The sequence below is a fragment of the Ruegeria sp. CDSC079 genome (assembly GCF_059610505.1).
Genome location: NZ_JBXWNT010000005.1, coordinates 1 through 24,402 on the forward strand (window position 1 = coordinate 1; position 24,402 = coordinate 24,402).

Annotated in this window: 22 protein-coding genes and 1 tRNA gene; 10 read left to right on the forward strand and 13 right to left on the reverse strand. The window is 55.4% G+C overall.

Going from position 1 to position 24,402, the window contains the following annotated elements; all coding sequences use genetic code 11:
* The first annotated feature begins 462 nt into the window (after nucleotides 1-462).
* The 4 genes from AC2FIC_RS10250 to AC2FIC_RS10265 all read left to right on the forward strand — a co-directional run bounded on the left by AC2FIC_RS10250 (nucleotide 463) and on the right by AC2FIC_RS10265 (nucleotide 4,382).
* A complete protein-coding gene (locus AC2FIC_RS10250; protein ID WP_496691645.1) occupies nucleotides 463-1,218 on the forward strand; it encodes a 5-oxoprolinase subunit B family protein in 756 nt (251 codons plus the stop codon).
* Nucleotides 1,215-2,213, forward strand: a complete 999-nt coding sequence (locus AC2FIC_RS10255) for a 5-oxoprolinase subunit C family protein (RefSeq protein WP_496691646.1) — start codon at nucleotides 1,215-1,217, stop codon at nucleotides 2,211-2,213. The genes AC2FIC_RS10250 and AC2FIC_RS10255 overlap by 4 nt, the downstream gene beginning before the upstream one ends.
* Before the next feature lie 11 nt (nucleotides 2,214-2,224).
* Entirely contained in the window at nucleotides 2,225-2,986 is a 762-nt protein-coding gene (locus AC2FIC_RS10260) for a LamB/YcsF family protein (RefSeq protein ID WP_496691647.1), read from the forward strand.
* A gap of 148 nt (nucleotides 2,987-3,134) precedes the next feature.
* Nucleotides 3,135-4,382: a hypothetical protein gene (locus AC2FIC_RS10265; RefSeq protein WP_142635923.1), complete on the forward strand. Its 1,248-nt coding sequence runs from the start codon at nucleotides 3,135-3,137 to the stop codon at nucleotides 4,380-4,382.
* A gap of 96 nt (nucleotides 4,383-4,478) precedes the next feature.
* Here the strand turns inward: AC2FIC_RS10265 and AC2FIC_RS10270 are convergent, their stop codons facing one another.
* Both AC2FIC_RS10270 and AC2FIC_RS10275 read right to left on the reverse strand, forming a co-directional pair.
* Nucleotides 4,479-5,852 carry a D-alanyl-D-alanine carboxypeptidase family protein gene (locus tag AC2FIC_RS10270; protein ID WP_142635921.1) on the reverse strand — a complete coding sequence of 458 codons (1,374 nt, stop codon included), beginning with the start codon at nucleotides 5,850-5,852 and terminating at the stop codon, nucleotides 4,479-4,481.
* A gap of 281 nt (nucleotides 5,853-6,133) precedes the next feature.
* A complete protein-coding gene (locus AC2FIC_RS10275; RefSeq protein ID WP_142635919.1) occupies nucleotides 6,134-6,835 on the reverse strand; it encodes an HAD family hydrolase in 702 nt (233 codons plus the stop codon).
* Between the two features lie 93 nt (nucleotides 6,836-6,928).
* On the opposite strand from AC2FIC_RS10275, the gene clpS reads away from it, so the two are divergent.
* The 4 genes from clpS to hemF are packed head-to-tail and all read left to right on the forward strand — an operon-like array spanning nucleotide 6,929 to nucleotide 9,997.
* Nucleotides 6,929-7,270 (forward strand): ATP-dependent Clp protease adapter ClpS, encoded by a 342-nt coding sequence (clpS, locus tag AC2FIC_RS10280; RefSeq protein ID WP_496688683.1) that lies wholly within the window; start codon nucleotides 6,929-6,931, stop codon nucleotides 7,268-7,270.
* Between the two features lie 31 nt (nucleotides 7,271-7,301).
* On the forward strand, nucleotides 7,302-8,267 hold the full coding sequence (locus tag AC2FIC_RS10285; protein ID WP_496691648.1) for a class I SAM-dependent methyltransferase: 966 nt from the start codon (nucleotides 7,302-7,304) through the stop codon (nucleotides 8,265-8,267).
* A gap of 37 nt (nucleotides 8,268-8,304) precedes the next feature.
* A complete protein-coding gene (locus AC2FIC_RS10290) occupies nucleotides 8,305-9,108 on the forward strand; it encodes an SDR family NAD(P)-dependent oxidoreductase (RefSeq protein WP_142635913.1) in 804 nt (267 codons plus the stop codon).
* A gap of 4 nt (nucleotides 9,109-9,112) precedes the next feature.
* Complete coding sequence (gene hemF / locus AC2FIC_RS10295; protein ID WP_496691649.1) at nucleotides 9,113-9,997, forward strand: oxygen-dependent coproporphyrinogen oxidase; 885 nt, start codon at nucleotides 9,113-9,115, stop codon at nucleotides 9,995-9,997.
* 40 nt (nucleotides 9,998-10,037) lie between these two features.
* On the opposite strand, the gene AC2FIC_RS10300 is transcribed toward hemF, so the two are convergent.
* The 4 genes from AC2FIC_RS10300 to modA form a co-directional block, all read right to left on the reverse strand.
* Nucleotides 10,038-10,445, reverse strand: a complete 408-nt coding sequence (locus AC2FIC_RS10300; RefSeq protein WP_496691650.1) for a hypothetical protein — start codon at nucleotides 10,443-10,445, stop codon at nucleotides 10,038-10,040.
* Nucleotides 10,446-10,517: 72 nt separating this feature from the next.
* Nucleotides 10,518-11,618 (reverse strand): molybdenum ABC transporter ATP-binding protein, encoded by a 1,101-nt coding sequence (modC, locus tag AC2FIC_RS10305; protein ID WP_496691651.1) that lies wholly within the window; start codon nucleotides 11,616-11,618, stop codon nucleotides 10,518-10,520.
* Nucleotides 11,615-12,307 carry a molybdate ABC transporter permease subunit gene (modB, locus tag AC2FIC_RS10310; RefSeq protein ID WP_496691652.1) on the reverse strand — a complete coding sequence of 231 codons (693 nt, stop codon included), beginning with the start codon at nucleotides 12,305-12,307 and terminating at the stop codon, nucleotides 11,615-11,617. Before modB ends, modC begins: the two co-directional genes overlap by 4 nt.
* A gap of 3 nt (nucleotides 12,308-12,310) precedes the next feature.
* Complete coding sequence (gene modA / locus AC2FIC_RS10315) at nucleotides 12,311-13,090, reverse strand: molybdate ABC transporter substrate-binding protein (RefSeq protein ID WP_496691653.1); 780 nt, start codon at nucleotides 13,088-13,090, stop codon at nucleotides 12,311-12,313.
* A 318-nt stretch (nucleotides 13,091-13,408) separates the two neighbouring features.
* Here modA and AC2FIC_RS10320 point away from each other — a divergent pair.
* Nucleotides 13,409-13,484, forward strand: a tRNA-Val gene (locus AC2FIC_RS10320).
* A 378-nt stretch (nucleotides 13,485-13,862) separates the two neighbouring features.
* Here the strand turns inward: AC2FIC_RS10320 and AC2FIC_RS10325 are convergent.
* From AC2FIC_RS10325 to AC2FIC_RS10340, 4 genes are all read right to left on the reverse strand, one after another.
* On the reverse strand, nucleotides 13,863-14,024 hold the full coding sequence (locus tag AC2FIC_RS10325) for a hypothetical protein (protein WP_496691654.1): 162 nt from the start codon (nucleotides 14,022-14,024) through the stop codon (nucleotides 13,863-13,865).
* Nucleotides 14,025-14,074: 50 nt separating this feature from the next.
* Complete coding sequence (locus tag AC2FIC_RS10330; RefSeq protein ID WP_496691655.1) at nucleotides 14,075-15,253, reverse strand: carbohydrate porin; 1,179 nt, start codon at nucleotides 15,251-15,253, stop codon at nucleotides 14,075-14,077.
* Nucleotides 15,250-15,954, reverse strand: coding sequence for a DUF3299 domain-containing protein (locus AC2FIC_RS10335; RefSeq protein WP_496691656.1), 705 nt, complete (start codon nucleotides 15,952-15,954; stop codon nucleotides 15,250-15,252). Before AC2FIC_RS10335 ends, AC2FIC_RS10330 begins: the two co-directional genes overlap by 4 nt.
* An 86-nt stretch (nucleotides 15,955-16,040) precedes the next feature.
* Entirely contained in the window at nucleotides 16,041-17,591 is a 1,551-nt protein-coding gene (locus AC2FIC_RS10340; RefSeq protein WP_496691657.1) for a metal-dependent hydrolase family protein, read from the reverse strand.
* On the opposite strand from AC2FIC_RS10340, the gene AC2FIC_RS10345 reads away from it, so the two are divergent.
* Nucleotides 17,581-18,585 (forward strand): AraC family transcriptional regulator, encoded by a 1,005-nt coding sequence (locus AC2FIC_RS10345; protein WP_496691658.1) that lies wholly within the window; start codon nucleotides 17,581-17,583, stop codon nucleotides 18,583-18,585. The two genes, AC2FIC_RS10340 and AC2FIC_RS10345, sit on opposite strands and share 11 nt — an antisense overlap.
* A gap of 582 nt (nucleotides 18,586-19,167) precedes the next feature.
* Here the strand turns inward: AC2FIC_RS10345 and AC2FIC_RS10350 are convergent.
* The 3 genes from AC2FIC_RS10350 to AC2FIC_RS10360 are packed head-to-tail and all read right to left on the reverse strand — an operon-like array spanning nucleotide 19,168 to nucleotide 24,292.
* A complete protein-coding gene (locus AC2FIC_RS10350; RefSeq protein WP_496870161.1) occupies nucleotides 19,168-20,484 on the reverse strand; it encodes an HlyD family type I secretion periplasmic adaptor subunit in 1,317 nt (438 codons plus the stop codon).
* Between the two features lie 14 nt (nucleotides 20,485-20,498).
* Complete coding sequence (locus tag AC2FIC_RS10355) at nucleotides 20,499-22,589, reverse strand: peptidase domain-containing ABC transporter (RefSeq protein ID WP_496691660.1); 2,091 nt, start codon at nucleotides 22,587-22,589, stop codon at nucleotides 20,499-20,501.
* A complete protein-coding gene (locus AC2FIC_RS10360) occupies nucleotides 22,586-24,292 on the reverse strand; it encodes an ABC transporter transmembrane domain-containing protein (protein WP_496870162.1) in 1,707 nt (568 codons plus the stop codon). Before AC2FIC_RS10360 ends, AC2FIC_RS10355 begins: the two co-directional genes overlap by 4 nt.
* Between the last annotated feature and the right edge of the window lie 110 nt (nucleotides 24,293-24,402).

Consider the following 24,402-nt stretch of genomic DNA (forward strand, 5'->3'; position numbering starts at 1 on the left):
GCGTCCGGCCGTCTCTCCAACCCGTCCCACCGTCTCTCCAGTGTGTCACAAGCGCCTCAGCAGCGCCGGTGAAGGGGGTTCTAAGCATTACAAACATACACCGCAAGCAGAAAATCACGCCCTGAGAAACTTTTTTGCACTTTCTTATTTTACTCAATAAATTCTGATAATTAAGGTGATAAATTCGACCGATGCACCCAGGAAAGCCCATTATCACGGCTAAGGTATCCACACTGCTTTCCGTACGAGCTATGCCCGATATCAACATATTGTTGAGCTCCCCACGTCTACTACAAGACTCGTGTGAGTCGCCGGGTATGAAACACACCCGCACCGAGTCGGAATTTGCCTGCACGCGGTCTGAAACAGGGATGCACCGGCAAATACTTTGCACCCTCTCTTGCGAAACGCTCTGGATTGCGTTCAGGTCACCTGACTAGTTACATACTGGCACGCAGCGAGATGACACGAACACACGCCGCCATCTTCCCACGCATATGCACCGTCGGCTTTGACGGCCTGCTGGTCTCTTTCGCCGAAACCATGGCCGAGCCATCGAACAGGGCAGCATTGGCGTTTCGAGCTGCGGTGGATTCTGAACGGTGGGAAGGTGTCATTGAAACCTCAGCGACGCTGGCGTCGACTTATATCCGATTTGAACCATCCCAGTTTGCCCACGCAAACCTTCGCGACCGGGTCGAGCAGCTGCTGCGGCGGCAGGATTGGTACAAAGCGCCCCTCCCCCAGGGGCGCAGGTTATGGAGTGTCCCCACGGTTTATGGCGGCGCGCTTGCCCCTCAATTAGATGAGGCAGCGGCTGCGGCCAGGCTGTCCCCCGATGAAGCCGTTCATCGATTGAGCGCCACAACCGTCCGCGTCCTGACGATCGGATTTGCTCCCGGTCAGCCATATCTTGGCCCGCTCGGCCCCGAGTTCAACATACCGCGCCTCAATAAGTTGACCCCGATGGTGCCCGAGGGCGCTTTGGTATTGGCGATTTCGCAATTTGTCCTTTTCTCGGGGCCCTCACCAACCGGGTGGCGACATATCGGCCAAACCGCTTTTCGCTGTTTTCGTCCTGAAGCACATAACAGCTTTGCCCTGAAACCCGGCGACGAAATGCAGTTCATGTCAGTCACGCGTGAGGAACTAGAGGCGATTCGCGCCAATGACGTTGATGGATCAGGCGGCGCAACCTGTCAGGAGATCGCGGTTTGAGCCTGTCTGTCCTGCGCATAGGGCCTGCTTGTACAATACAGGATCAAGGCCGCCACGGGTATCTGGATCAAGGGCTTTCCCGATCTGGCGCAGCAGATTTACTGGCCCTGCACGAAGGCGCCGCATTGTTGAGACAAAGTCCTAAACTTGCCGCGCTTGAAATGGCCGGAATGGGCGGTGAGTTTGAGGCCACTCATCCCATACAGATTGCACTGACGGGCGCACCGATGCAGGCCAGTATTGATGGCGCTGCCATTTCGTGGAATGCCTCTTACCGCCTTGAGACCGGACAGCGGGTGATAGTCGGGGCCGCCACACGGGGAACCTATGGATATTTGCACCTGGGCGGCGGTATTGAGGTGCAGGAGTTTCTGGGATCCCGCTCAACTCACCTTACTGCCAAAATCGGGCGCGCCCTACAGGCCGGAGACAGCTTATCCGCCGGGGCTGCGTCACAGCAGGCAGGACAGAAGCTGCGGGCTGAAGATCGGTTCTCGGGCGGTTCGCTGCGGGTTGTGGCCAGTTTTCAGACCGAACTGTTCGACCGGCAAACGCTAGACCGCTTTTTGCGCACGACATTCACTCGCGGGTCCCGCGCAAATCGCATGGGAATGCAGCTGGAAAGCGACGGAGAGGGCTTCGCCGCAAAGGGGCAGCTGAACATATTGTCCGAGGTCATCACCCCCGGCGACATTCAGATGACCGGCACTGGCAATCCCTTTATTCTGCTGCCCGAGTGTCAGACAACCGGCGGGTATCCCAGAATTGCGACTGTCCTTCCCTGTGACCGGCCGCGGGCTGCGCAAACCCCGGCGGGCGTACAGCTTCAGTTCAGGCTGGTCGAAATGGACGAGGCCATTTCCCTGCAGGCGGCTTTTCAAAAAGAACTGGCCAACCTGCCATCCAAGGTCGAACCGCTGATCCGTGATCCTCATGACATTGCTGACCTGCTATCTTATCAACTGGTCAGCGGAATGATCTCTGCCACAGACTAAGGAGTTTGCCGATGCCCAGCGTAGATCTTAATGCCGATATGGGGGAAAGCTATGGCCCCTGGAGCATGGGCGATGACAAAAGCCTGTTGCGGATTATCACTTCGGCCAACATTGCCTGTGGCGTTCACGCGGGCGATCCGGACGTCATGGCGCAAACGATGACCCTGGCTGCGGAAAACGGTGTCGGCATTGGCGCGCATCCCGGCTTTCCTGACCTACAGGGGTTTGGCCGCCGCAATATGAAAATACCCCATGATAGCCTGCGAAATCTTGTTCGGTATCAGTTGGGATCGGCGATCGGTATGGCAAACGCCGTTGGAACGCAGGTCCGGCATCTGAAGCTGCACGGTGCATTGTCTAACATGTGTTCGGTCGATATCGACATGGCGCGGGCCTGTTATCAGGGCGCGCTGGACGTGAACCCGGATATCATCATCATGGTGCTGGCCGTCACCAAGCAGGAAGAAGCCGTTCGGGAATTGGGCTGCAAGTGGGTCGGCGAGATCTTTGCCGACCGCGCCTATAACGACGATGGCACTCTGGTCGACCGAAGCTTGCCCGGAGCCGTCATCCACGACCCCGAAATTGCAGGGCCTCGAATTCTGGAAATGGTCCGCGAAGGGGCCATCATTACCGAAACCGGCAAAAGGCTTGAAACCGCGATCGACACGATCTGCTTCCATGGGGATGGACCAACCGCCGTTCAGATTGCGCATTCGGTCCGCGAAAACCTGATCGCGGGCGGGGTCGAGGTGACAAAGTTCCTGCGGTAATCCCGCGGGTGCAATGCGTCCGCCCGTACTCAGACTGTTGCCGAGGCTGAATTCCCTCCCTAGCATGTCAGCAAGCATATGTTCTGAATACCACAATCCCGGCAACGAACCGCACCTGGTTTGCCTAGTCTGGGCAAGGAGTAACTTTATGTCTTTTGATTTAGCGTCTTACGAACCACGCGGCGACAAGAAGAATTCGGACTTCTTCAACGAGTATTTGCCAAAAATTTACGAACGCCGTGCCAGCTCTGGTGTCGCCCAGCAGGTTGGGTCCATGCGCGCTGTCGTGCTTCAGGTCGAAACTGACGTTCTTTTCGACACTCTGGTCGAGCTATATGTGATGTCGCCATACCGCCACACGGCCAGCTATCTTGGACGGACGCATAAATACTCGGTCCTGCATTCACACCTGGACTACCCGGCGCTCATCGTGATGGCTCCGCTTAGCCCGACATTCGAAGACTTCATCCCGCGCATCAACCGCATGTACCCGTTGGCACGAAACACACCGCAAACGCGCTATGTTGGCGAAGTGTTTGGCGCCACTGACCTGAACACGCTGACCAAAACGCTGGAGGATCAGAATATCCGGTTCGAATATTCCGGCGACACCGAGAACCCGTTTTACACGCTAAAGGGCCTTCGGTTCACCACCCCTTCTGATTTCACCTGCAACCGGGTCGGTTATTCAACGCTGGATTTCAACGATACCGACAGTTTGGGTCTGGGCGACAGGGTATTGCTCAGCAGCGCAGAACAAGCGCGACTGGATGAGGCTGCTGCCTTTGGTGCCGATAGCAATATCTCTTCACTGATGTTGGGCATCGACCATCTGGCGACACGCGTTCTGGCTGGTGAGCGCGAGGATGCGATCCTCGAATTTCTGACGATGGTGCCCTACTATTTCTGGGGGGCGTACAACATTTTCGACATGAATTCGTCGACCAATGTGAACCGCAATGCCGGTGTGGATGATGACAAGAAATCCCCGGCCAAGGTATTTACAGCCAATAATACGCCTTCGTTTGTAAACTCTTTTGCCAAACGGCCCATGCCAACCGAGGATTTCGTCCGCAATTTCGGACGTCGGCTGCATCACATGGCGATCGAGATTCTGGACGGCGATCACGGTGCGGGCGAAAAGAATGTGGATTTCGTTGTGAACACTCTGAAAGACCAAGGGGTGCCATTCCTGGCCCATGTGGTTGGAGAGTGCAAAGACGATCCGAACCTCAAGCAGATCTTCTCAAAACACTCGAAGAACACTCTGCTGATCACCGAGTATATCGAGCGCTGTCATAAGTATGATGGGTTCTTTACCAAAGATAACGTCGCGGCCCTGACTGCGGCCGCCGGTCAGGATGAGCAATATCAGCACGGCCACGTATTCGACTGACCTGATCCCTGCCGCCTACTACGGCACGCTCGCTCAGCAAAAAAAAGGCCAAGGAATTCCGTGGCCAGACCCATCCAGGAGAGTATATGTCGGGTCTTATGACGGCCCGATCATGAAACAGGTGACATTGCGGGCCTGAAGTCTGCGGCAGGCCAGATCGGCTTGCTCTCGGGTCATGCCCTGGAACGTCGCATCGAACCCGCGTGAGTTTTGATTGACCTTGCGCAGCGTGCCTTCCAATGTGGTCATTTCCGACAGGGCCGTTTTCAGTAGAACCTTTTCAGCCTCGTACCGGGTCGTATAGCGCCCCACATTCACGCCCCACAAATGACCGCCAGAGGTCGACAAGCGTGTGACGATTTCCTGCTCTGGCTCGGGCTGTTCTGCCGAGGCCAGCACCAGATCATCCGTGCGTACCGTCGGGCGCGTCGTTCCTTCGGTCGGCGTCTCTACACCGGCCGAGGCGATGGCTGCGGCGATACCGTCCTGAATCCGCGCGTCGTTCTTGGCCGCGGTTGCGGCGACGTTGTTCGCCACTAGAACGGTACTCCCCCGCTGGGGTCGAAGAACCGGTCGCAGGCTTCTGGTGGGCGCGCCGCTTACGCTGGCGACTTTCGCATTCAAACCTGCATTACCGGCATAGGCCGGCCGGGCTGGTTTGCGGATCGGCGCGCGCGACGGGGCGCGGCGGAAACCCATGTCCAACAGCTCGGCTACTTTGGCATTGCGCGATGCGCCGGATTTGCCACCAAAGACAGTCGCGATGATCCGTTCGTCCTTGCGCTTGGCCGAGGCAACCAGATTGAACCCAGCTGCACGGGTATAGCCCGTCTTGATCCCATCCGCACCGCGATAGGCCGCTAGCAGGCGACGGTTCGTATTGGGAACGGTTTTGATCCCCGCATTCGTGGATTGGCGCGAAAACAGGTTGTAATATTGCGGGTAATCATACAGCAGATGCCGCCCCAGCGTGGTCATGTCCCGTGCGGTCGACAGATGTCCGGCCTCGGTCAGACCATGTGCGTTCTTAAAGGTTGTACGGCTCATTCCCATCGCCTTGGCGGTACGTGTCATGCGGCGCGCAAAGGCGGCCTCGGACCCGCTGAGGGCAACACCAATGGCAGTGGCAGCGTCATTGGCCGACTTCACCGCCGCCGCACGGATCAAATAGCGGAAAGCAATCTTCTGCCCCGAACGCAAACCCAGCTTTGAAGGCGGTTCAGAGGAAGCCTTTTTGGTGATGGTCACCTGCGTATCGAGAGTGATCTCACCGTTCCGAACCGCTTCGAATGCGATATACAGCGTCATCATTTTGGTTAACGAGGCAGGATGGAGGCGTGTATCGGCGTTTCGGGAATGCAGCACTTCGCCCGTTCGCGCGTCGATCACCATCGCCGCATATGGTGCAGCAATGCCCTGCGCCGGAGCGAAGGAAAACAACAACAGGAATGCTGCAAGGAATACGCCCATAGGGGCCGGAACTGTCCGCCGTACCTGCACGATTTTTGCCTCTGTCTACCTCAGGCCGCCGGGTTTTCCCGGTCAGCTACTATTTATTTTATTACCCATCAGCGTAGCACAGCACCCCCGCGAAAGAAACCGAAAGCTCATATCTTTAACGCTTTCAGCGTATGTCAAAGACCCACTAGATGTGGCGGTGCAAGCGGCGGTGCACCGCTAAACCTGCCATTTCGTCAAGACTGTGTCGTCGGCCGGCCCCTATTTTCGGAAACTGCGACCAAATGGCAACATCAACTCAAAGAGCGAACCAGCGCCGTCAATCCACTAAGATCGGGCAATTCGTGGTATCTGGAACTGTCGGCCGGCACGTCGGCCTGCTCGATCTCCCAGACCAGCCCATGCGGCACGTATACGCCCCAGCATCCGGCCTGAATCGGAGCAACCACATCGGACCGCATCGAATTTCCGACCATCATAGCCGCAGCGGGCCCCTCGCCATGCTGCGCGAAGATCTGGCGATAGATTTCCGGGGTCTTTTCAGACACGATCTCGACCCCGTCGAAAAGATCGCCCAAACCGGATTGCGCAAGTTTGCGTTCCTGGTCTATCAGATCACCCTTGGTGATCAGGATTACGCGGTGGGTGTCGGCAGCGCTTTCGATGGCCTGCCGGGCATAGGGCAATAGCTCGATCGGATGGGCCAACATCTCTTGCCCCGCTTCGATCAGTTGGCGAATGACCGCTGCCGGAACACGGTCTTCGGTCACTTCGATCGCCGTTTCGATCATGGAGAGAGTGAATCCTTTGATTCCATACCCATAATGCCGGATATTGCGTTTTTCGGCAGCCAGCAATCGGTCCATCAGGTGATCCGATTCGGCATGATCTGATAGCAGGTCGACAAAATGTGCCTGCGTCAGCTGAAAGAACCGTTCGTTGTGCCACAGCGTGTCATCGGCATCGAACCCGATTGTGGTTAGTTTTTCGCCCATTTGGATAACGTCCTGCTGGCTCTTTTATCTGACGCATTGGACGTTATATAAGCGCACAGATAAACCGAAGCCTGAATCGGACGTTTGCGCCTAATGTTTGAGAACCAATGGATGATGTCTGACAAATCGGACGACGATGCAGATTCGTCGATCCTGGTACAGACGCGCCCCAAGACCAAACGCCCGCCGCTGTACAAAGTGCTGCTTTTGAATGACGACTACACCCCGATGGAGTTTGTCGTTCACGTATTGGAACGTTTTTTCGGCATGACCCACGCAGAGGCGTTCGAGATCATGCTAACCGTCCACAAGAAGGGCGTCGCCGTTGTTGGTGTCTTCAGTCATGAGATTGCCGAAACCAAGGTCGGGCAAGTCATGGATTTTGCTCGCCGCCATCAACACCCCCTGCAGTGCACTATGGAACGCGAAGAGTAAGGCGACGCCTGACCTCTTTTCGGAATTGCCAATGTCCCCTCGCCTAGATCTTGCCTTGCAAAGCGGCCTTGAAATCGCGCAACCCCTGTCCGTGATTGGGCCAACGCCCGAGGAAGACCTCGCTGGGCTGGCTTCAGATACACAGGTAGTCCAGCCATTCAAGCCGTTTCACGACCATTTTGCGGATCACGGATTCAGGGCCACGCCCGAGGCCGATGACCTGTGCCAGGACGCCATCGTTTTCCTGCCGCGTGCCAAGGCTTTGGCCCGCAGCCTCGTGTATCAGGCTTGCAAGCGTTCGGCCGGATTGGTTGTGGTCGACGGCGCTAAGACAAATGGCGTCGACAGCCTGTTGAAGGATATTCGCAAACGCGTAACCGTGCAGGGGCCCATCGCAAAAGCACATGGCAAGATCTTTTGGTTCCAGTCCGACGTAAACGCGTTCGAGGACTGGGCCGCACCCGCCACCCAATCCGCCGACGGATTTCAGACAGCGCCCGGAGTATTTTCTGCAGACGGGGTCGACCCGGCTTCAGTAATGCTGCTTGCTGCCCTGCCTGAAAAACTGGGCGGTCGGGTCGCCGATCTGGGGGCTGGCTGGGGATACCTGTCCGCAGGGCTAATGGGTGCAAGGGGGCTGCAGGAATTGCATCTGGTCGAGGCCGATCACATCGCCCTGCAATGTGCTCGTGCAAATGTAAAAGACGACCGTGCACAGTTCCACTGGGCCGACGCGGTCACCTGGCGCGCGCCTGAGCCGCTGGATACGGTCATTATGAACCCGCCGTTTCACACATCGCGCAGTGCTGATCCCACGTTGGGTCAGGGATTCATCAAATCTGCTGCGCGCAGTCTGACACGGGGCGGTTCCCTTTGGATGGTCGCCAATCGACACCTACCCTATGAAATTACGCTGAACGAGGCCTTCGCCCAGGTGAAGGAAGTGACCGGGGACAATCGTTTCAAGGTCTTCCACGCCTCTCGCCCTCGGCGGTGATACCCGCTAACCTGCACCGCACATCAGGAGAACACGCATGTCCTTTTCCATAGCCGGCAAGACCGCGATCGTCACAGGTGGTGCAAATGGTGTCGGATTGGCCATCGGACGTCACTTCGCGGATGCCGGGGCCAATGTCATGTTCGCCGACATGGATGAAAAACGACTGGCCAATGAACTGGGCGAGCAGGCAGATGACAGCAACATCCGTTTCTTCGCCGGGGATCTGCGTGAAAAGCTGACGATTGCGAACCTGCTTTCGGCCACGATTGACGCTTTCGAACAGGTCGACATCCTGATAAATGGCTCGCGACAGGTTATTCCGTCTGATCCATTGGACATGGAAGACGACTCGGTCCGCACCTTGTTGAACCAGAACCTGATGCCTGCCTTGCGACTGAGCCAACTTGTTGCCAAACGTATGATCAAGCAATCCGGTGATGATGAAAACGAAAACCCTGCGGGATCCATCATCAATTTATCTTCGATTGCTGCCCGTCGCACCCATCCCGATCTGATGGCCTATTCGGTGTCTACAGCAGCGCTTGATCAGTTGACCCGATCCCTGGCCGTTGCCCTTGCCCCAAACCGCATCCGCGTGAACTCGATCGCGCTGGGATCGGTGATGAGCGCTTCGCTGCAATCCACGCTCAAGGAAAATCGCACATTTCGGGATGATATCGAAAAGCACACCCCCCTTTCCCGGATTGCCGCGCCAAACGAACTGGCCGAAACCGCACAGTACCTTGCCTCGGACGCCGCAGGTTTCATCACTGGACAAATCCTAACCATTGACGGTGGACGCACTTTGCTGGACCCCGTCGCAGCCCCGGCCCATTAAACAGATGTTCGATACTGAAAAAGCCACCGCCGCAGCCTGGTTTCGTGACTTGCGCAATGAAATCGTAAACGCTTTTGAGCAGCTTGAGGATTCCCACGACACCGGGCCTTTTTCCGATGCTCAACCCGGTCGTTTCGAAGTCAAAGAGACCAAACGGCATTCCGATGACGGGGCGGACGCTGGTGGCGGTTTGATGTCCGTGATGCGCGGCGGCCGCGTATTCGAGAAAGTCGGCGTCAATGTCTCGACCGTATTCGGCCAGCTCGGGGAACGGGCGCAACAGGCAATGGCTGCCCGAAAAGGCATTCCCGGAATGACCGAGGACCCGCGGTTCTGGGCCTCGGGTATCAGCCTGGTTGCCCATATGCAGAACCCGCACGCTCCCGCTGTTCACATGAATACGCGCATGTTCTGGACGCCTCACGCCTGGTGGTTCGGCGGCGGATCAGACCTGAACCCCTGTATCGAATATGACGAAGACACTGCCCATTTCCACGCACGCCAGAAGGCCCATCTGGATCCCCACGGACCGGGCCACTATCCGCGTTTGAAAGAGTGGGCCGACGAGTATTTCTTTATCCCGCACCGCAAGCGCGCCCGCGGTGTCGGCGGTATCTTTCTGGATGACTATTGCACCGGAGACTGGTCATCGGACTTTGCCCTGACACAGGATATCGGGCGGGCCTTCTTGCCAGCCTTTCTGCCTTTGGTCGAAAAGCGCAGGCAACAGAGCTTTGACACCGCCGATAAGGATACCCAACTGATTCATCGCGGGCTCTATGCCGAATACAACCTTGTCTATGACCGCGGAACCAAATTCGGGCTAGAGACCGGGCACGACCCGGACGCAGTGCTTATGAGCCTGCCGCCCTTGGCCAAATGGGTCTAGCGCCTGACCTGCCCCTGCAGTGCTTTTTACTTCCGGGGTTTCAGAACCCGAAATCCATGAAATTGTCAGAGCAATAGCGCTGCGCCGATGCCGCTGACATGTTCTCGCCAACGCGTTTGACAGTAACCGAATAGCCCGGCGTCGTATCAACCCCTTCGGGCGCAGTCAGCGAGAATTGCACCGTCCGTGTCTGTTTGTCATAGGCCCGGGTTATGTAAATACGCTGGTTCGATTTGGTTCTAAGCGTGCGTATCGCAAAATCCCCGATCCCGCACCAATAGGCCACTGGCGCAGAGCTGCCACTGGTTGCGACCTCGTAAACGCCATTGTCACGTGGTGTCACTGTCGTTCGGAATGCGGGGTTTATACCGACCCCGAACCCAACAGCCTGGGCCATGGCAGGCACCATCATCAGCGTTAGAATACATGTTGATACAAAGTATTTCATGGTGCTCGACCCCGGACAAAATGGTTTCCTTGGGAAATCATAGAACAGATGCGCTTTCCGTAAAGCGCCGTTTCAATTCTCAAAGTGCAGCCGCCCACCAACATCCTGCGGTGCCAGCGCCACGGTTTTGATCACCGCAAAGCAAGGTTTGCCCGCAGCAAGCCCAAGGGCTTCTACCGAACGTCGGGTGATCCGAGCCAGAATAGTCCCTGCAGGTGTAATGACAGAGACGATCGCACCGGGGCCTTCCCCCGCTCGGATCGTATCAACCTTGCCCTCCAGTACATTCAGCGCTGACAAGCCCTCGGGCCGCTTACTGGCAAGGATCACCTCTTGTGCGGGGATGCGAATACGCAGGCTTTCACCGACCTTATGGGGAATACGCGGCAGAAATAGGCGCGCCTCTTCGGCTGCCAACTCGGTCAACCCGTCTGCATGGTGAGCTGATACCTGCACCTGAAGCACCGCACCAACGGCTCTGACACCGAGCGGGGCCACAGAAGGATCAGCCATCACTTCGGAAGCCGGGCCTTGCCGAACCACCTTGCCGTCCTGCAGGGCAACGACAGAAGTTGCCAGCCGCGCAACTTCGGCTGCCGAGTGGGTCACATAAAGGATCGGCACCGAAATCTCATCCCGAAGCCGTTCGAAATAGGGCAGTATCTCGGCCTTCCGTGCATCATCCAATGCGGCCAGAGGCTCATCCGCGAGGATCAGACGCGGGCTGGCCAATAAGGCGCGGCCTATGGCGACACGCTGCTTCTCGCCACCTGACAGGCTCAGTGGACGACGGTCCAGAAGATGCCCGATCCCCAACATCTCAATTACCTTATCGGGGTCTTCGCGCGGCACGCTTTTGGGCGCAAACCAGCGCCCATAGGACAGGTTCTGGCGCACTGTCAGATGCGGGAACAGCCGGCCTTCCTGAAAAATATACCCCAAGCGGCGTTTATGCGGAGGCAGCCAAAGGCGCTTTTCCGTATCGAACAACGTCCACCCGTCCACGGATACGCGACCAGCTTTGGGCTCCAGCAATCCCGCAACAGCGTTAACGATTGTCGTCTTACCGGCGCCGGACCTTCCATACAGAACCGTCACCCCGGCAGGCGCATCAAATTTGGCATCCAACTGAATACCTGGCAGATCATGTTGCAGATTGACGGAAAGGCTCATGTCCCCGACACCCTTGCCGCGGCGCGACGACCGACAAACTCTGACAAAAGCAGCGCCCCCATCGCGATGATGACCGATATCACCACTAGCCGCATCGCCGCCGCCTCACCACCCGGAACCTGCAGAAACGCATAAACGGCCGATGGCAACGTCTGTGTCTGTCCAGGTATGTTCGAAACAAAGGTGATCGTCGCGCCAAACTCACCCATGGCTTTTGCAAAAGCAAGGATGGTTCCGGCGATCACCCCGGGCAGAATCATTGGCAAGGTTACGGTGACAAAAACCCAAAGACGCGAGGCACCCAGCGTGGCTCCGGCCTGTTCGAGCTTAGGGTCGACGGCTTCGATCGAAAGGCGAATAGCACGGACCATCAGCGGAAACGCCATGATCCCAGCGGCCAGCGCCGCGCCGGTCCAGCGAAACGCAAAGACAATTCCAAGCCCCGCCAGAGGTCCACCAATCGGGCCCTGAATACCAAAGATCAATAGCAGCAGATATCCCGTAACAACGGGCGGCAGGATCAATGGCAAATGCACCAACCCATTCAACACTTGTCGCCCGGGAAAGCGCCAGCGTGCCAGTGCATAGGCAACGAATACACCAAAGGGCAAAGTAACCAGCGTTGCCCAGAAAGAGACACGCAGCGACAATTTCAGCGCCTCAAGTTCTTCCGGTCCCAGCCAACCCATCGGCTAGTCGCCCGGCAGGGCAAATCCCTGCTCTGCAAAGACCGCCATCGCTGCGTCCGTCTGTAGGTAGCTTAGGAATGCATATGCCTCGGCTGAGGCTTGCGTTGTTACAGCGGCCGGGTAGACAATTTCCGGGTGAAGATTTGCAGGGAAAGAGGCCACAACCCGCACCCGATCCTCGGCCTGGGCATCCGATCGGTAGACAACACCCAAGGGGGCAGCCCCCGCGGCAACCAATGCCAGAGCCGCGCGTACATTGTCGGTCTGCGCCACCTGCTGCTGAACACTATCCCAAAGACCTAGGTTTTGCAGCGCCGCTTTGCCGTAAATTCCCGCAGGCACGGCATCGACCAGGGCCATCGCAAGATGCCCACCTGACAAAGCGGCTGAGATGTCCGTCTGCGGGGAAAGCCCCTCAATTTCAACGGCCGTCGTCCCACCGATCAGGACAAGCCCATTTCCCAAAAGGTTAACCCGCGATCCAGCATCAATCAGCCCAATCTCCTGAAGGACATCCATCCAGTCACTGTTGGCTGAAATATACACATCCGCCGGGGCGCCCTGTTGAATTTGACGTGCCAGTATAGAAGACGCCGCATACGAAATGACAACCTCCTGACCGCTTTGCCGTTCAAAACTCGGCACAAGTGAATCCAGAGCATTTTTCAGACTGGCAGCAGCAAAAACCAAAACATCGTCGGCCTCTGCACGCTGCGGAGTCGATATCAAACTACCCAAAACAATAGCAGCAACCAGAAAACGGCTTGCGGATGACAGGGTCATATTGTTCCCGTCTCGTAGGTTAAGGTTCCATCAGGGGATATCTGAGGCGGCGGGGGACGCGCAAGCATCGATAGGACGCATCGTGAATAAGAACCTTTGAAACGGGCAATCCATAGCCGCAACAACACCCAAGATATTTTGAAGGTGCCTGGTCCGAAACGACTGGTTCAGATTTCGTGATCCCTCAGAAAGTCTGATAAATCGGAGCCCGGTTGGCTGTGATATCACCCCAGATTCCCGCCTTGTCTAAATTCAGTGAAAGAAATTGTGCCGGACCCTCTTGCGCCCGCGCGCCGGCTTGGCTAAATGCAGCCTCACGGGTGATTAGCTCAGTTGGTAGAGCGCTTCGTTTACACCGAAGATGTCGGGAGTTCGAGTCTCTCATCACCCACCATTCTTTCCCCACAATGTATCAAGGTCTTACGCGACTAGCACCTTTTGCCGTGCTGCGCATGAAACTGTGTCCGCTGCGCCTCCGCTGCACTTAAACGGAAAAGATGTCTCCAACACAGGAGATATGGACCATGGCGACAATAGTAAAACGACCTAACGGTAAGTGGCGGGCGACTGTGCGGAAGGACGGGCAATCCCGATCTAAGTCTATTCATAAGCGTGCTGATGCGACGAAGTGGGCTAGTGAAACGGAGATGAGCACCGACAGGAGATTGCTAACCCCAACCCTCAGTGTGGGCGTATCCGAGATGACACTTGGTGAAGTGCTGCGAAAGTCCCGAGCCCGCGCGAAGTAGGTATGAAGCTGGTAGTGGTCGGTTCAACCAGTGCCATAGTGGCTAGCCAACATGCCGAGGACGATTATGTCTTGCACGATATGCTTCGCCTCTTCTGACGCATCCCAAGTCTTGCTTTCCTCGCTGGCGTGTAGCGCGCCACCAAAAGTGCTCGCTATGGCGCATGCGGCCAACAGGGTCTTCATGACAGAACGTCCCTAACTGTTTTGATCTTAGCTGCTACTTTCGATCCACCTCAGAAAACGATCCGGGTTCTTAGGCCGAACAGCGTAATGCTATCCTGAGCGGGATTCAGCAGCGGGTCAGAAATGAACTGCAGTGATGGCGTGATCTGCAGTCCGGGTGCGATTGAAAAACGGTAGAATGCTTCGAGTGTGAACTGATCGCCATCTATGCCTCTTGCCTCGGCCCAGTTCAGACCCAACCCGGCCAAATCGGTATTGCGACCGTAGTAGCCAATACCCGCAGAAACGGACCGATCATAGAGTGCTGCTGCCCCTTTTGAGGCCCCTGCCCGGAAGAACGGCATCCACTTATTGTCAACAAACCATGCTGCTGAGAACGCGGCGCCGTAATCTTCTGGACGGCTACCATCGTCAGCCGCATCCGCATGCCAGAGGGTCAGATGGATATTGTCGAAGTAAATGCGATCAAAGTCAGAGGTGTAACCAAGTTCGAGTGATTTGAAGAGATTGCCGTCGCTAAACACATCAAAGTTTGGATCAGACGGGTCGGCGTTTGCGTCTGAGACGCTCGCGACAGCGTAGAGGTTCTTGCTCAGCTTTATCCCGCCTGCAATGCCAAGGCCTTGGTTGGGTGCGTTGATTGTCGGGTTGGTATTGAAAGACAGGTTTTGGAAACCACTGTATGGGCTTACCAACCCATAAATATCCACAAAGTCCGTTACATCAATCTGGCCGACTTGCAGCGTCCACGAACCGTTCTCGGCCCTTTGGGTCCAGAACAAGTTGGTCAATAGCAAACCATTATCGTTGAAGGCTGTTCCCGTGATCGAAAGAGCTCCACCATCCAGACCAAGAAACTGTGGGGCAACATCGGTATAGTTGTGCCGGTCTTCGATCTTGAATGTCAAAGACCCCTGTTCAGTCGCCTGCCAACTGCCATAGAACCGCGCAATTCCGCTGGCAGCTTCGCCCTCCCCCAGATCCGCGTTCGTGGTTTGGCCCAATGCCAAGTAATCAATGTTGAACCGAAACCCATTCTCCGCCAGTCGGTCTTTCCACTGAAACCAACCCGGTGCGGTATTGCGCGGAAAATCGGAACGATATTGTGGATCGGTCAGTCCATCTCCGGGCTCAAGATCAGCTTCGACCGAAGAGGGCCCGGACAGACCTTGAGCCGACGCCGCGCCGGCTGAGACAATACTCAGTACGACAACGAGAAGTCTTATCATTCAGACGCCTTTGCCCCGCCGGTCTTGCGATTGCCCGCCGCTCGGATACGATCAGCGGCACGCTGCTTCCATTCCAGCCTGTCTGCTTCGGTTTCCAGAGTTTCGACACGTTCCGTCTCCAACTGGAATGTCGCACTCATAGGCATGAGGCCGTCCACAACCATCATATTCTGAACAGTGGGATCGATAGTCAGCGTGCCCGTCAGCCGAACGGGTTCGTGGAAATAGCTGGGCGTCCAGTCGCCATTCAACCGCACGCGAATCATTTGATTGGGTTGGGGCGGGGGCATGTGGCTACACATTCCTCGTTCTGGCACTAGATACGCCACAGATCGCCCGTCTGGATCGCTCGGGCCCGGGATGGCAAAGCCCGCGATTGTTATTGTTTGACCGTCGAATTGCGGATTTCCGTTTGTTCCTGCCTTTCTTCGCCGTTCTTTCACAAGCTCTCTTTGATCGAGCAGCCAATCGACATCAACGCCAACTCCCGCCAAGGCATCCTCGGTCTCGGTCAGAAGCTCCTGCCATTTCAATCTTTCTTCCGCGCTGCCAGTGTCTTGCTGCAGCCTGCCACGCATCCGCACAACGAATAGGACGTCGTCGAACTGTTCGGGGCTGAGGTCCCGATAGGGATCCTCAAAGACCTGCACAGATGGGTCCGGGAGGTCTGCCCAGTCCAGCACTGCTCCTGGCGTTGCCATGGCGGAAGGACCGTAACAGACCAAACCCGCGAGCAAGACGGAACGAAACCAAAGGAACATGAATACTCTCCGGTCGAGTTTTGGGGTCAATTCAGTGTATTTTTGTATATCACACCGTCCTTCATGATCAGCCGGATCGTTTCAGGGCTTTCCGGCCTCGGATCGGCACCAAACCACTGATCACCCGTGCCAACAACCGAGAAGTCTTCGAGGGGGTTACCATCGATCAGCAGGATGTCTGCATAGGCGCCTTCCTCGATCACACCCAGTTTTCCTGCGGTATAAGGGTTCATAAAGTCTCCTGATAGAGCGACTACCTCGCCACCCGTCGATGTCAACGTGACCATGGACGTATAGGGGCCGAAGAAATCATTGTTTAAGTGTTTTTCGTAGGCAATCTGGATATTGCACGCCTCTACCGAACCAACACAGTCTGTCTGGAAACCCCGCTTCACCGGGCATTCTTTCATATTGTCGATATAGCCTGCAAATGTGACCGAGGCAGACTTTGCCTTGGCAAGGCTCGCCGGAACATTCGCCACAGCCGGAATGTCGAGAAGGCCGGGGTCAAATGCCGTTAGGTTTGTTGTAATGTACGCACCCTTCTCGTTCATGACTTCGGCAATTTCGCAGTCAAAAGAAAAACCATGTTCGATTGACATAACACCTGCGTCGAGCGCACTCAGGATAGCTTCCTTACGATAGGAATGCGCCATGACATAGCTGCCATATTCATTCGCGACCTGGACGGCGGCTCTGATTTCTTCGGGCGACCCGGCCAGCAATTGCCAAGGGTCGAATGCCGACACGACACCACCGGATTGCATGAATTTCAATTGCGTCGCGCCCATACGAAAGTTGTTACGTGCGAATTTATAGACGTCATCGACACCACTGACCTCCTGAGCCATGTTCAGCCGACCCATGTTTGTCTCCGAACCAGGTGGTGCTGTGAAATTCGCGAAGTCAGCGTGACCACCGCGTGTTCCGATAAACGCCCCAGATGGATAGTAACGAGGGCCCTCGATTTGCCCCGAGTCAATCGCCCTACGTAGTCCGCCATTAGCGCCACCAGCATCCCGGACAGTGGTGAAACCCTGCATCAAATACATCTCAGCCATCCGCGCACCGTGTATGGCAAAGTCCTCCCAGGTCGTGTTGGCCTCCATCGCAGGCAAGGTCGGCCCCATCAGCATGAGATGTGCGTGCAGTTCAATAAACCCGGGTGTCAGTGTCCGCCCCTCTCCGTCGATGACCGTAGCATTGGGGGCATCGATCGCATCGGTTGATACGGACTTAATCAGGTTGCCCTCGACCAATACGCTGGCATTCTCGATACGCTGTTCATTCACGCCATCGAAGATGTCCACGTTGGTAAACAACGTTTGGGGTTCTTCTTGATCCTGAGCCTGCGCGGATGCTGAAAAAGAAAGACCTGCAGCGACAATTACCGTCGAGCAAAGCGACATTCGTAGACCGGACATAAGTACTCCCTTCATATTCATGTTTTGCCAACTGTAGTCCGGAAAATTTTGCCTCGGTTGCCACTTTTGAATTGGCATGTTCGAATGTGATCGTAAAAATGGCCACTGAATAAATCGACCAATCATCACAAGGGTGACGAGCTTGCCTTTCAACTCCACCTCTCAAGAGCATAGCGAGGGCTTTATTCGCCTCTCCTTAGCCGCTCCGTTTTTGCAATATCTCACCGAACGCAAGATCAATCCGCAACCAGCATTGGACCAGGTCGGATTGAAAGCCGAACTGATGTCTGACCCAACCGTGTTCGTTCACTCAGAGCTGGTCTACGGTTTGGTGAATGCCTTCTCAGAAGTATCAGGGGATCGATATCTAGGACTGAATGTAGGGGAGGCGTTTGACCTACAAGGATGGCCGCCCTTCGCTCAAGCCTTGCAATCTACAAAAACGCTATTCGAGTTTTTTACTCGCTTTGTTGGGCTCGTACCGCAGGAGTCCAATTCTGTGCGGCACAGTCTCGTCATCGAAGCAGACAAAGCGACTTACCGTATCGAGAGGCAACAGGAACCAACTGTCCCACCCATTCAGGTGACCGGTTTTGGTGCCGCAATCTATGTACGCCTATTGCAGACCGTCGTCGGAGATTCTTGGGATTCTTCGCGTGTGCGATGGGAAAGCAGATACATCAATGGTCTGCCTATCGACTACAAAGGGATTGAGGTTGGCCTTGGGAGTGATCCCGGAATGCAAATTAGTTTTCCTGTGGATTGGTTGTTTTTGCACCATGTCTCTGAGGGCTCTGCCAAGCCCATAGCCTCACCTCAACAAGAGGAAGAAGTAACCGTGGTGGCAGCTTTGCGCTCTGTCTTACGCGACAAACTGGATGAAACCGATTTGGGGCCAGAGATGGTGGCTGGAATGCTGGGAATACAACCGGAACGGTTTCTGAAAGCGCTTCAGCAACAAGGCACAACGCTACCCCGTGAAATCAAACGGCTGCGTGTCGATGCCGCCAAAGAGCACCTCAAAGAAGACAAGATGACAATTGCGGAGATTGGTCTGATGCTCGGCTATTCCGACAAGTCCCATTTCACTCGCTTTTTCCGAGGTCAAACCGGAATGACACCGACCAAATTTCGCCTCGGTGTTTAGTTACGTTGCGAATACTTAGACTGCTTTTCCACTACACACCAAGATCGGGTCGACAAAGATTTGCAACACACTTTTTGGAGCCCCTATCTAAGGATCACAGAGGGACAATTGCCCCCATAGTCCCTGCGGCTGTGCATGCAGCGCTGCGCCACCGCTGCACCAACTCTTTGTTTCAGTTCGATCAGCGACAGACCTGATCTAAGAAAGATGTCATATGATCTTGATACGTCCAGAAGATTGTGCAACCTCCAAGCTACTGACAACATTATACATATCTCCAAGATATGTGCTGGTTGCGGCAGTGGAAAACAGCACCTTGTTGCACGGGCGGATTAGGATAGAGCGCTTCGTTTACACCGAAGATGTCGGAAGTTCGAGTCTCTCATCACCCACCATTTCCCGCTAGTTTCTAATATCCTTTCTGTGGCCAAATCGACACTGAATGCCCAGTGTTTTGGATGTTTGTATGCTCTGTTTTACGAAACCGATGCTGTTGTAAGCCGGCCCTTGGGAAAACGAATTCAGGCAGGATTCCGGCAGTTACATCTTCATTTCCTCTGGCTCTGAGATGCGCTGAAAAATCTAGCGCTCTTTGAATGCCCCCTCGATAGTCTGTTGAACCGGCTTCAATAGGTATGACAAAAGAGTCTGCTCTCCGGTTGTCATTTCGGCCACCACGGTCATGCCTGCACTCAAAGGACGTTGGAACGATCCCGATCCGATTTTGTCTTGGGACAGGGCAAAGGCTGCGCGGAAATAGGTCTCTCCGGTCTGCTCATCTGTCAACGGCAACGGATAGACCGATTGCAGACGCGCCGGGACTTTCCCAAATCGACGCACATCAAAAGTATCAATGCTGACGGCGACCGGCTGATCAGTGCTTACATGCCCAACTTCGGAATTGGGTATCCTCGCCTCGACAACCAGTTCCTGTCGTGTCGGCAATAGTTCAAATATCGCCTCTCCGGGGGCGATGACCTCACCGGGGCTAGGGTGTGTGACCGCCTGGATGATGCCACGAGCCGGAGCAGAAATGCGCAGGGCGTCCAGCTTGGAGGTTACCACGCCAACCGATACACGCAGGCGCGCATCTTCCTGTTCCAATTCGGAAAGCCTAATAAGCGTTTCTTCGCGTAACGAAAGGGTTTCCCGGGCCAGAGATGCCTTTGCCAAAGTCAGGGCGTTCCTGAGTTCCGCAACCCGGACCCGCGCGTCAGAGACGGCAGCGCGCAATGCATCAACCTCATCCTCTTCCTCCAGAAAATCGCTTAGGGATTTGAGGCCTTGTGACTGCAACTGCGCGTATCGCTGGAGGGCAATCTCTTTCTTGTCCACCCGTTCCTGAGCGACCGTGGCCGCCTTGGCCAGGATAGAAAGTGTCCCCTCCTGCTGGAAAATAGACAGGCGCTGGATACGCTGACTTTCGGCATACAGCTCCAGCGCCGCCGAAGCGCTTGTTAAACCGCTCAGGGCAAGAACCTCGATTTCCGACTGGGCCAACGGTTCTGAACTGCCCAGTTTTGTCAGCACGGCGCGCGCGTTCGCCAATTCCTGCCCGACCGCTGACATCTGCCCCGCAAGGACATCGCGCTCGTGCAACAGGTCTGGGTGTTGAAGCTGAATCAGGACATCGCCCTCTTCGACAATCTGACCGTCATGGACATGCACAGACTGAACGACACCGCCCTGCAGTGTCTCGATCTGTAAATAGTCTCCGAAAGGGATGATTGTACCCGGTGCGCGCGTGATTTGCGGGATCGCCGTTTGCGTTGACAGAGCAATCAGGCCAGCGATCATCCCCAAAGAGGTCAATGCCAAAAAGGCTGCCAGGCGCGGTTTCTGCCTGCTACTATTTCGGCTGTTCACTTCCGACGCCTCTTGCGGGATTGGTTTATTCAAGAATATGGCCATGGCTATCCTCCGAGCGCTTTCAACACGGCTTGCAGCTTCTTCCGGCCAGCCTCTCCGGTGGCATTCACAGCAACCTTGTCGCCATTGAGAAATATGAAACGGTCGGCGATCTGCATGAATGAGCGGTCGGCGGTTGCGATGACTACAGTGCATTTCCCCCGCTTGTCACCAACCCAGTGCTTAAACAGGTGACGCCGACGATCCGAAAGACCATTGGTCGGTTCGGAAAACAGAAAGAGCGAAGAAGGCCGCGCCATACAGCGAGCCAGAGTCAGCGCTTTGACCGCCTCTTCAGGCAACTGCGACAGCACAGTGTCGGTCAGTCGCGTTTCCTGGCCTTCTGGTAAAAGTTCGAGATCATGCAGCAGGTCCATCCCGTCCAGAGCCTCGGCAACCTGGTCCGGAGAAAGGCTGGGCACCGCCAGGCGGAAATTCTGCGCGACCGTGCCATAGAACAAGGATTTCTCATAGGTTGCGTATGTGACGGATTTCCGTAATTCGTCGCGAGCGATCTGGCGAATATCTATCCCATCATGCTCGATGGTGCCGCTCAGGGGGCTATACAGCCCGTCTATCAGGTCGAGAATGGCAGTGCGACTTGCCGTATCACTCCCCATGACCAGCACGACCTCACCCGGATTGCACTGGAAACTGACCTGCGAAAGGATCGGAGGATTCAACGGATCGGGACGGTACGTCACCCCCGAAAAACAGACCCAACCGCTAAGCGTCTTCTGATGCGATTGCTTGAGCCCCATTTCCAACTCTTCGGGCAGTCCAAGAACTCGATCGGCTTGTGTGCTGCTGGACCGGAACGACAGAATTTGAGGGAAGCTGGTGTACAGAGATTGAATCGGAGCCAGCACTTTGGACACCAACGCGATGGAGGCGATCATTGCGCCAAAGCTCAATGAGCCATTCAGGGCCCCATATGCGCTTAAAACGACTGCCCCGACCGTCGCCAATCCACAGATTGACTGTACAAGCGACTGGGTAAATGACTGAAACAAACGCGCACGTGCTGTCGCGCGTTCGTTGGCTTCAGCAAGGGGCAGACTGCGTGCCAGCCATTGTTTCTGCATTCCCAGATTGACCATCACCTGTTGATGCAGCACCGCGTCATGAATGGCGGCTTGACTGGCCACATTGGCCTCGGCCGCCGACTTGTCCAATCGTTGTTGAAAGGCAGTGGTAAAGATACCAAGGCCGACAAGGAACAGGATCGAACCCAATGTCAACAGACCGACAGATGGCGCCAGATAACACAAAACCGCAAAGAAAATCAGAACGAAGGGCAGGTCAAGAAAAGCTCCCATTACCGGACCGGTAAACATGTCGCGCAGGGATTCGAATTGTCTGAACCGGGACAGTTGCTGATTTATATCAGACTTCTGAAGCTGGCTCAGTGGAAGGGACATCAACTTGCGAAACAATGCCTCCATCATCTGTCGTTCGCCATTCCAGCCAATGTAAGCAAGCGCTCGGGTACGAGCGTGACGAAAACACAGGTCGGAGAGGCCGATTATGGCCACACCGAAAGCCAATGAAATTAGAAGATCGACTGATCCTGACGGAATCACGCGATCGTAAATGGCCATAACCAACAGGGGCGCGGTCAGCCCCAGCAGGTTAGTTAGAAACGACGAAATAATCAGCCATGGCATCATCGCCCGCAAGCCACCAAATGCTGCTCCTACAGTTATTGGGCGGTCGTCTTCGTGTTGATGATCAAACCGGTCGATCCTGATAACCCTGCAAAAACGATGTGTTGGCTGTAATAAACGCAGATCGGGATTGTGATCGTCGCTGACCTGGATGCCGCGCCCTGTTCGTCCTATCGCAAGATAGCAGCCTCCCTGATCTGGAAAGACCATGGCCGGGCATTGCCAATCAGATATCTCGTTTTCGCGGCACCTCAACTGCGTATGGGGAAGACCAAGGTTGCGGAGCGTCTGAAGAAAATCCTCTACCCGAAACCATTCGGACATGTGTGGCGTAGCTTCGATGATCGCATCCGGACGGTTTCGCCATCCGCCCTGAACCAGAAGCTGCTGTAACAACTGCGCTGCAATTTCCGCGTTCAAAGCGATCATGCCGCCCCCTTTCTGATAAGCTTTGCCGCTGTTTGCTCTAAAGTCGTGTCGAGTTCCCATTCCGCATACACACCCTCGGCAGAGGACCTGAGGCGAACTGTCTCTTGTGTGAGGTTCTTCATTCGGGGATCGGGGCTGGCAATAATCAGGGTCAGTCGCGGCGAAACAGACATTAGATAGTCAGCCAGCGCTTGCCTTTCGGCAGTGTCCAAAACTGCCGTTGGCTCATTCATAAGCAGGATGCGCGGCTGCATGGCCAGAGCCCGTGTCAGGGCGATCATCTGCCTGTTCACCGGTTCTTTTTCAAATGCAGTCCCAGTGTTCAGCGGAGTGTTATAGCCCAGAGGAAGACGATGAATGCGTTTCTCCAGCCCTAATGCTGCAGCTACTGTTTTTGCTCGCTCGACCATCGCGGCATCACCAAAAGCACTGAGGTTTTGCAATAGCGTGCCGGACAGGATCGCTGGCTGAGCCTCGAGTATGACCATGGCGTTCTGCCCACGCTGTGCCGCACGTTGGACTGCGGGCCGCTCGTCGATCCAAACTTCTCCTTGATCGGGCATTCGTTGCCCGGACAAGGCATCGAAAAGCTCATCTACCATCCAGCTTTTCTCAGCTTCAATCAAAACCCCAACAGAAGGCGCGCCGCGAAATCTGATAGGGCCGAAACTATGCCCAGAGCCATTCAACCGCTTCATCGAGACGTCATTGATCTCGATCCTGCCGGTCAAGGCTGGCTGATCAGAGACCGCACTGGAAACCGTCTGCAGACTGTCCATTTCGCCGAGCCTGCTGCGCGAGATCGCGACATTCTCGGACTGGACCCAAAGCGCCATCAGCTTGGTTAACGGCTGCACAATCCGGCCGTTCAGCAACATGCAGGCAGCCATTTCAGCAATGCCAATCAGATTGCTGATTACCAGATAGGCTCCAAGCAGACCCATGGCCGCCACGGTCGTTTGCGAAAAGATCGCTCCGAAGTTTTGGGCCAGACCGGAAAACTGAATCAACTTCCGGCTCATATCCACTGTCTGGCTTTCAAGCATCTCAAAACGGCGGGTCATTTGCCGCTCCATCCGGTTGGCCTTGACCGTCTGCATGCTAGTCAAAATCTCGGATAGAAACGCATAGCGGCGCGTGTCGATTGATTTACGACGGCGGAACAAATGCCATTGCGCACGCTTCATGATGGCCGCGAAAATGGTGACCGTACAAAATGCTCCAAGCGGGACCAAAACAAGCCACCCCCCGATCAACCCGATCAGCACCGCAAACAACAGGGTGAATGGCAGATCAATCAAAAGAGTTTGCCCCTGCCCGGCCTGGTGATCTCTTAACTGGCCGATCGCCCCGAAACGTTCCGCGTAAGTGCTTGCCGGAACCTTGGAAAAGCTCAGCGTATTCGCTGTGATCACCGTGGTCATAAACCGCTGGAAATTCGATACAGCGGCATCCTCAGCTGCAGCCGAGAGCAAAATTGCACGGCATTGACGCAAAATCAGCTCCAACACTGCGCTGACCAATAACACAACTGTCAGGACCCGCAGGGTGTCGACCGACTGAAATGGAATGATCCGATCAAAGATCAGCAGGATCGAAATTGGCATCAGCAACGAAAGCACATTCAGCGAAATGGATGCAGCCCAGACAGGGATATCGCTTTGTCCTGCCGTCATTCGCCCGGATAACCCACGCGGTTTCATCGTTCTCTTCACCCAGTTGGTTGGCCTTCAGCTTTGGGGACGTAAAATTGAAGAACAGTAAATCTGAGCGCCGTGAGAGAGGATATTTTCTCTTAAAATTTAAAGGTTTA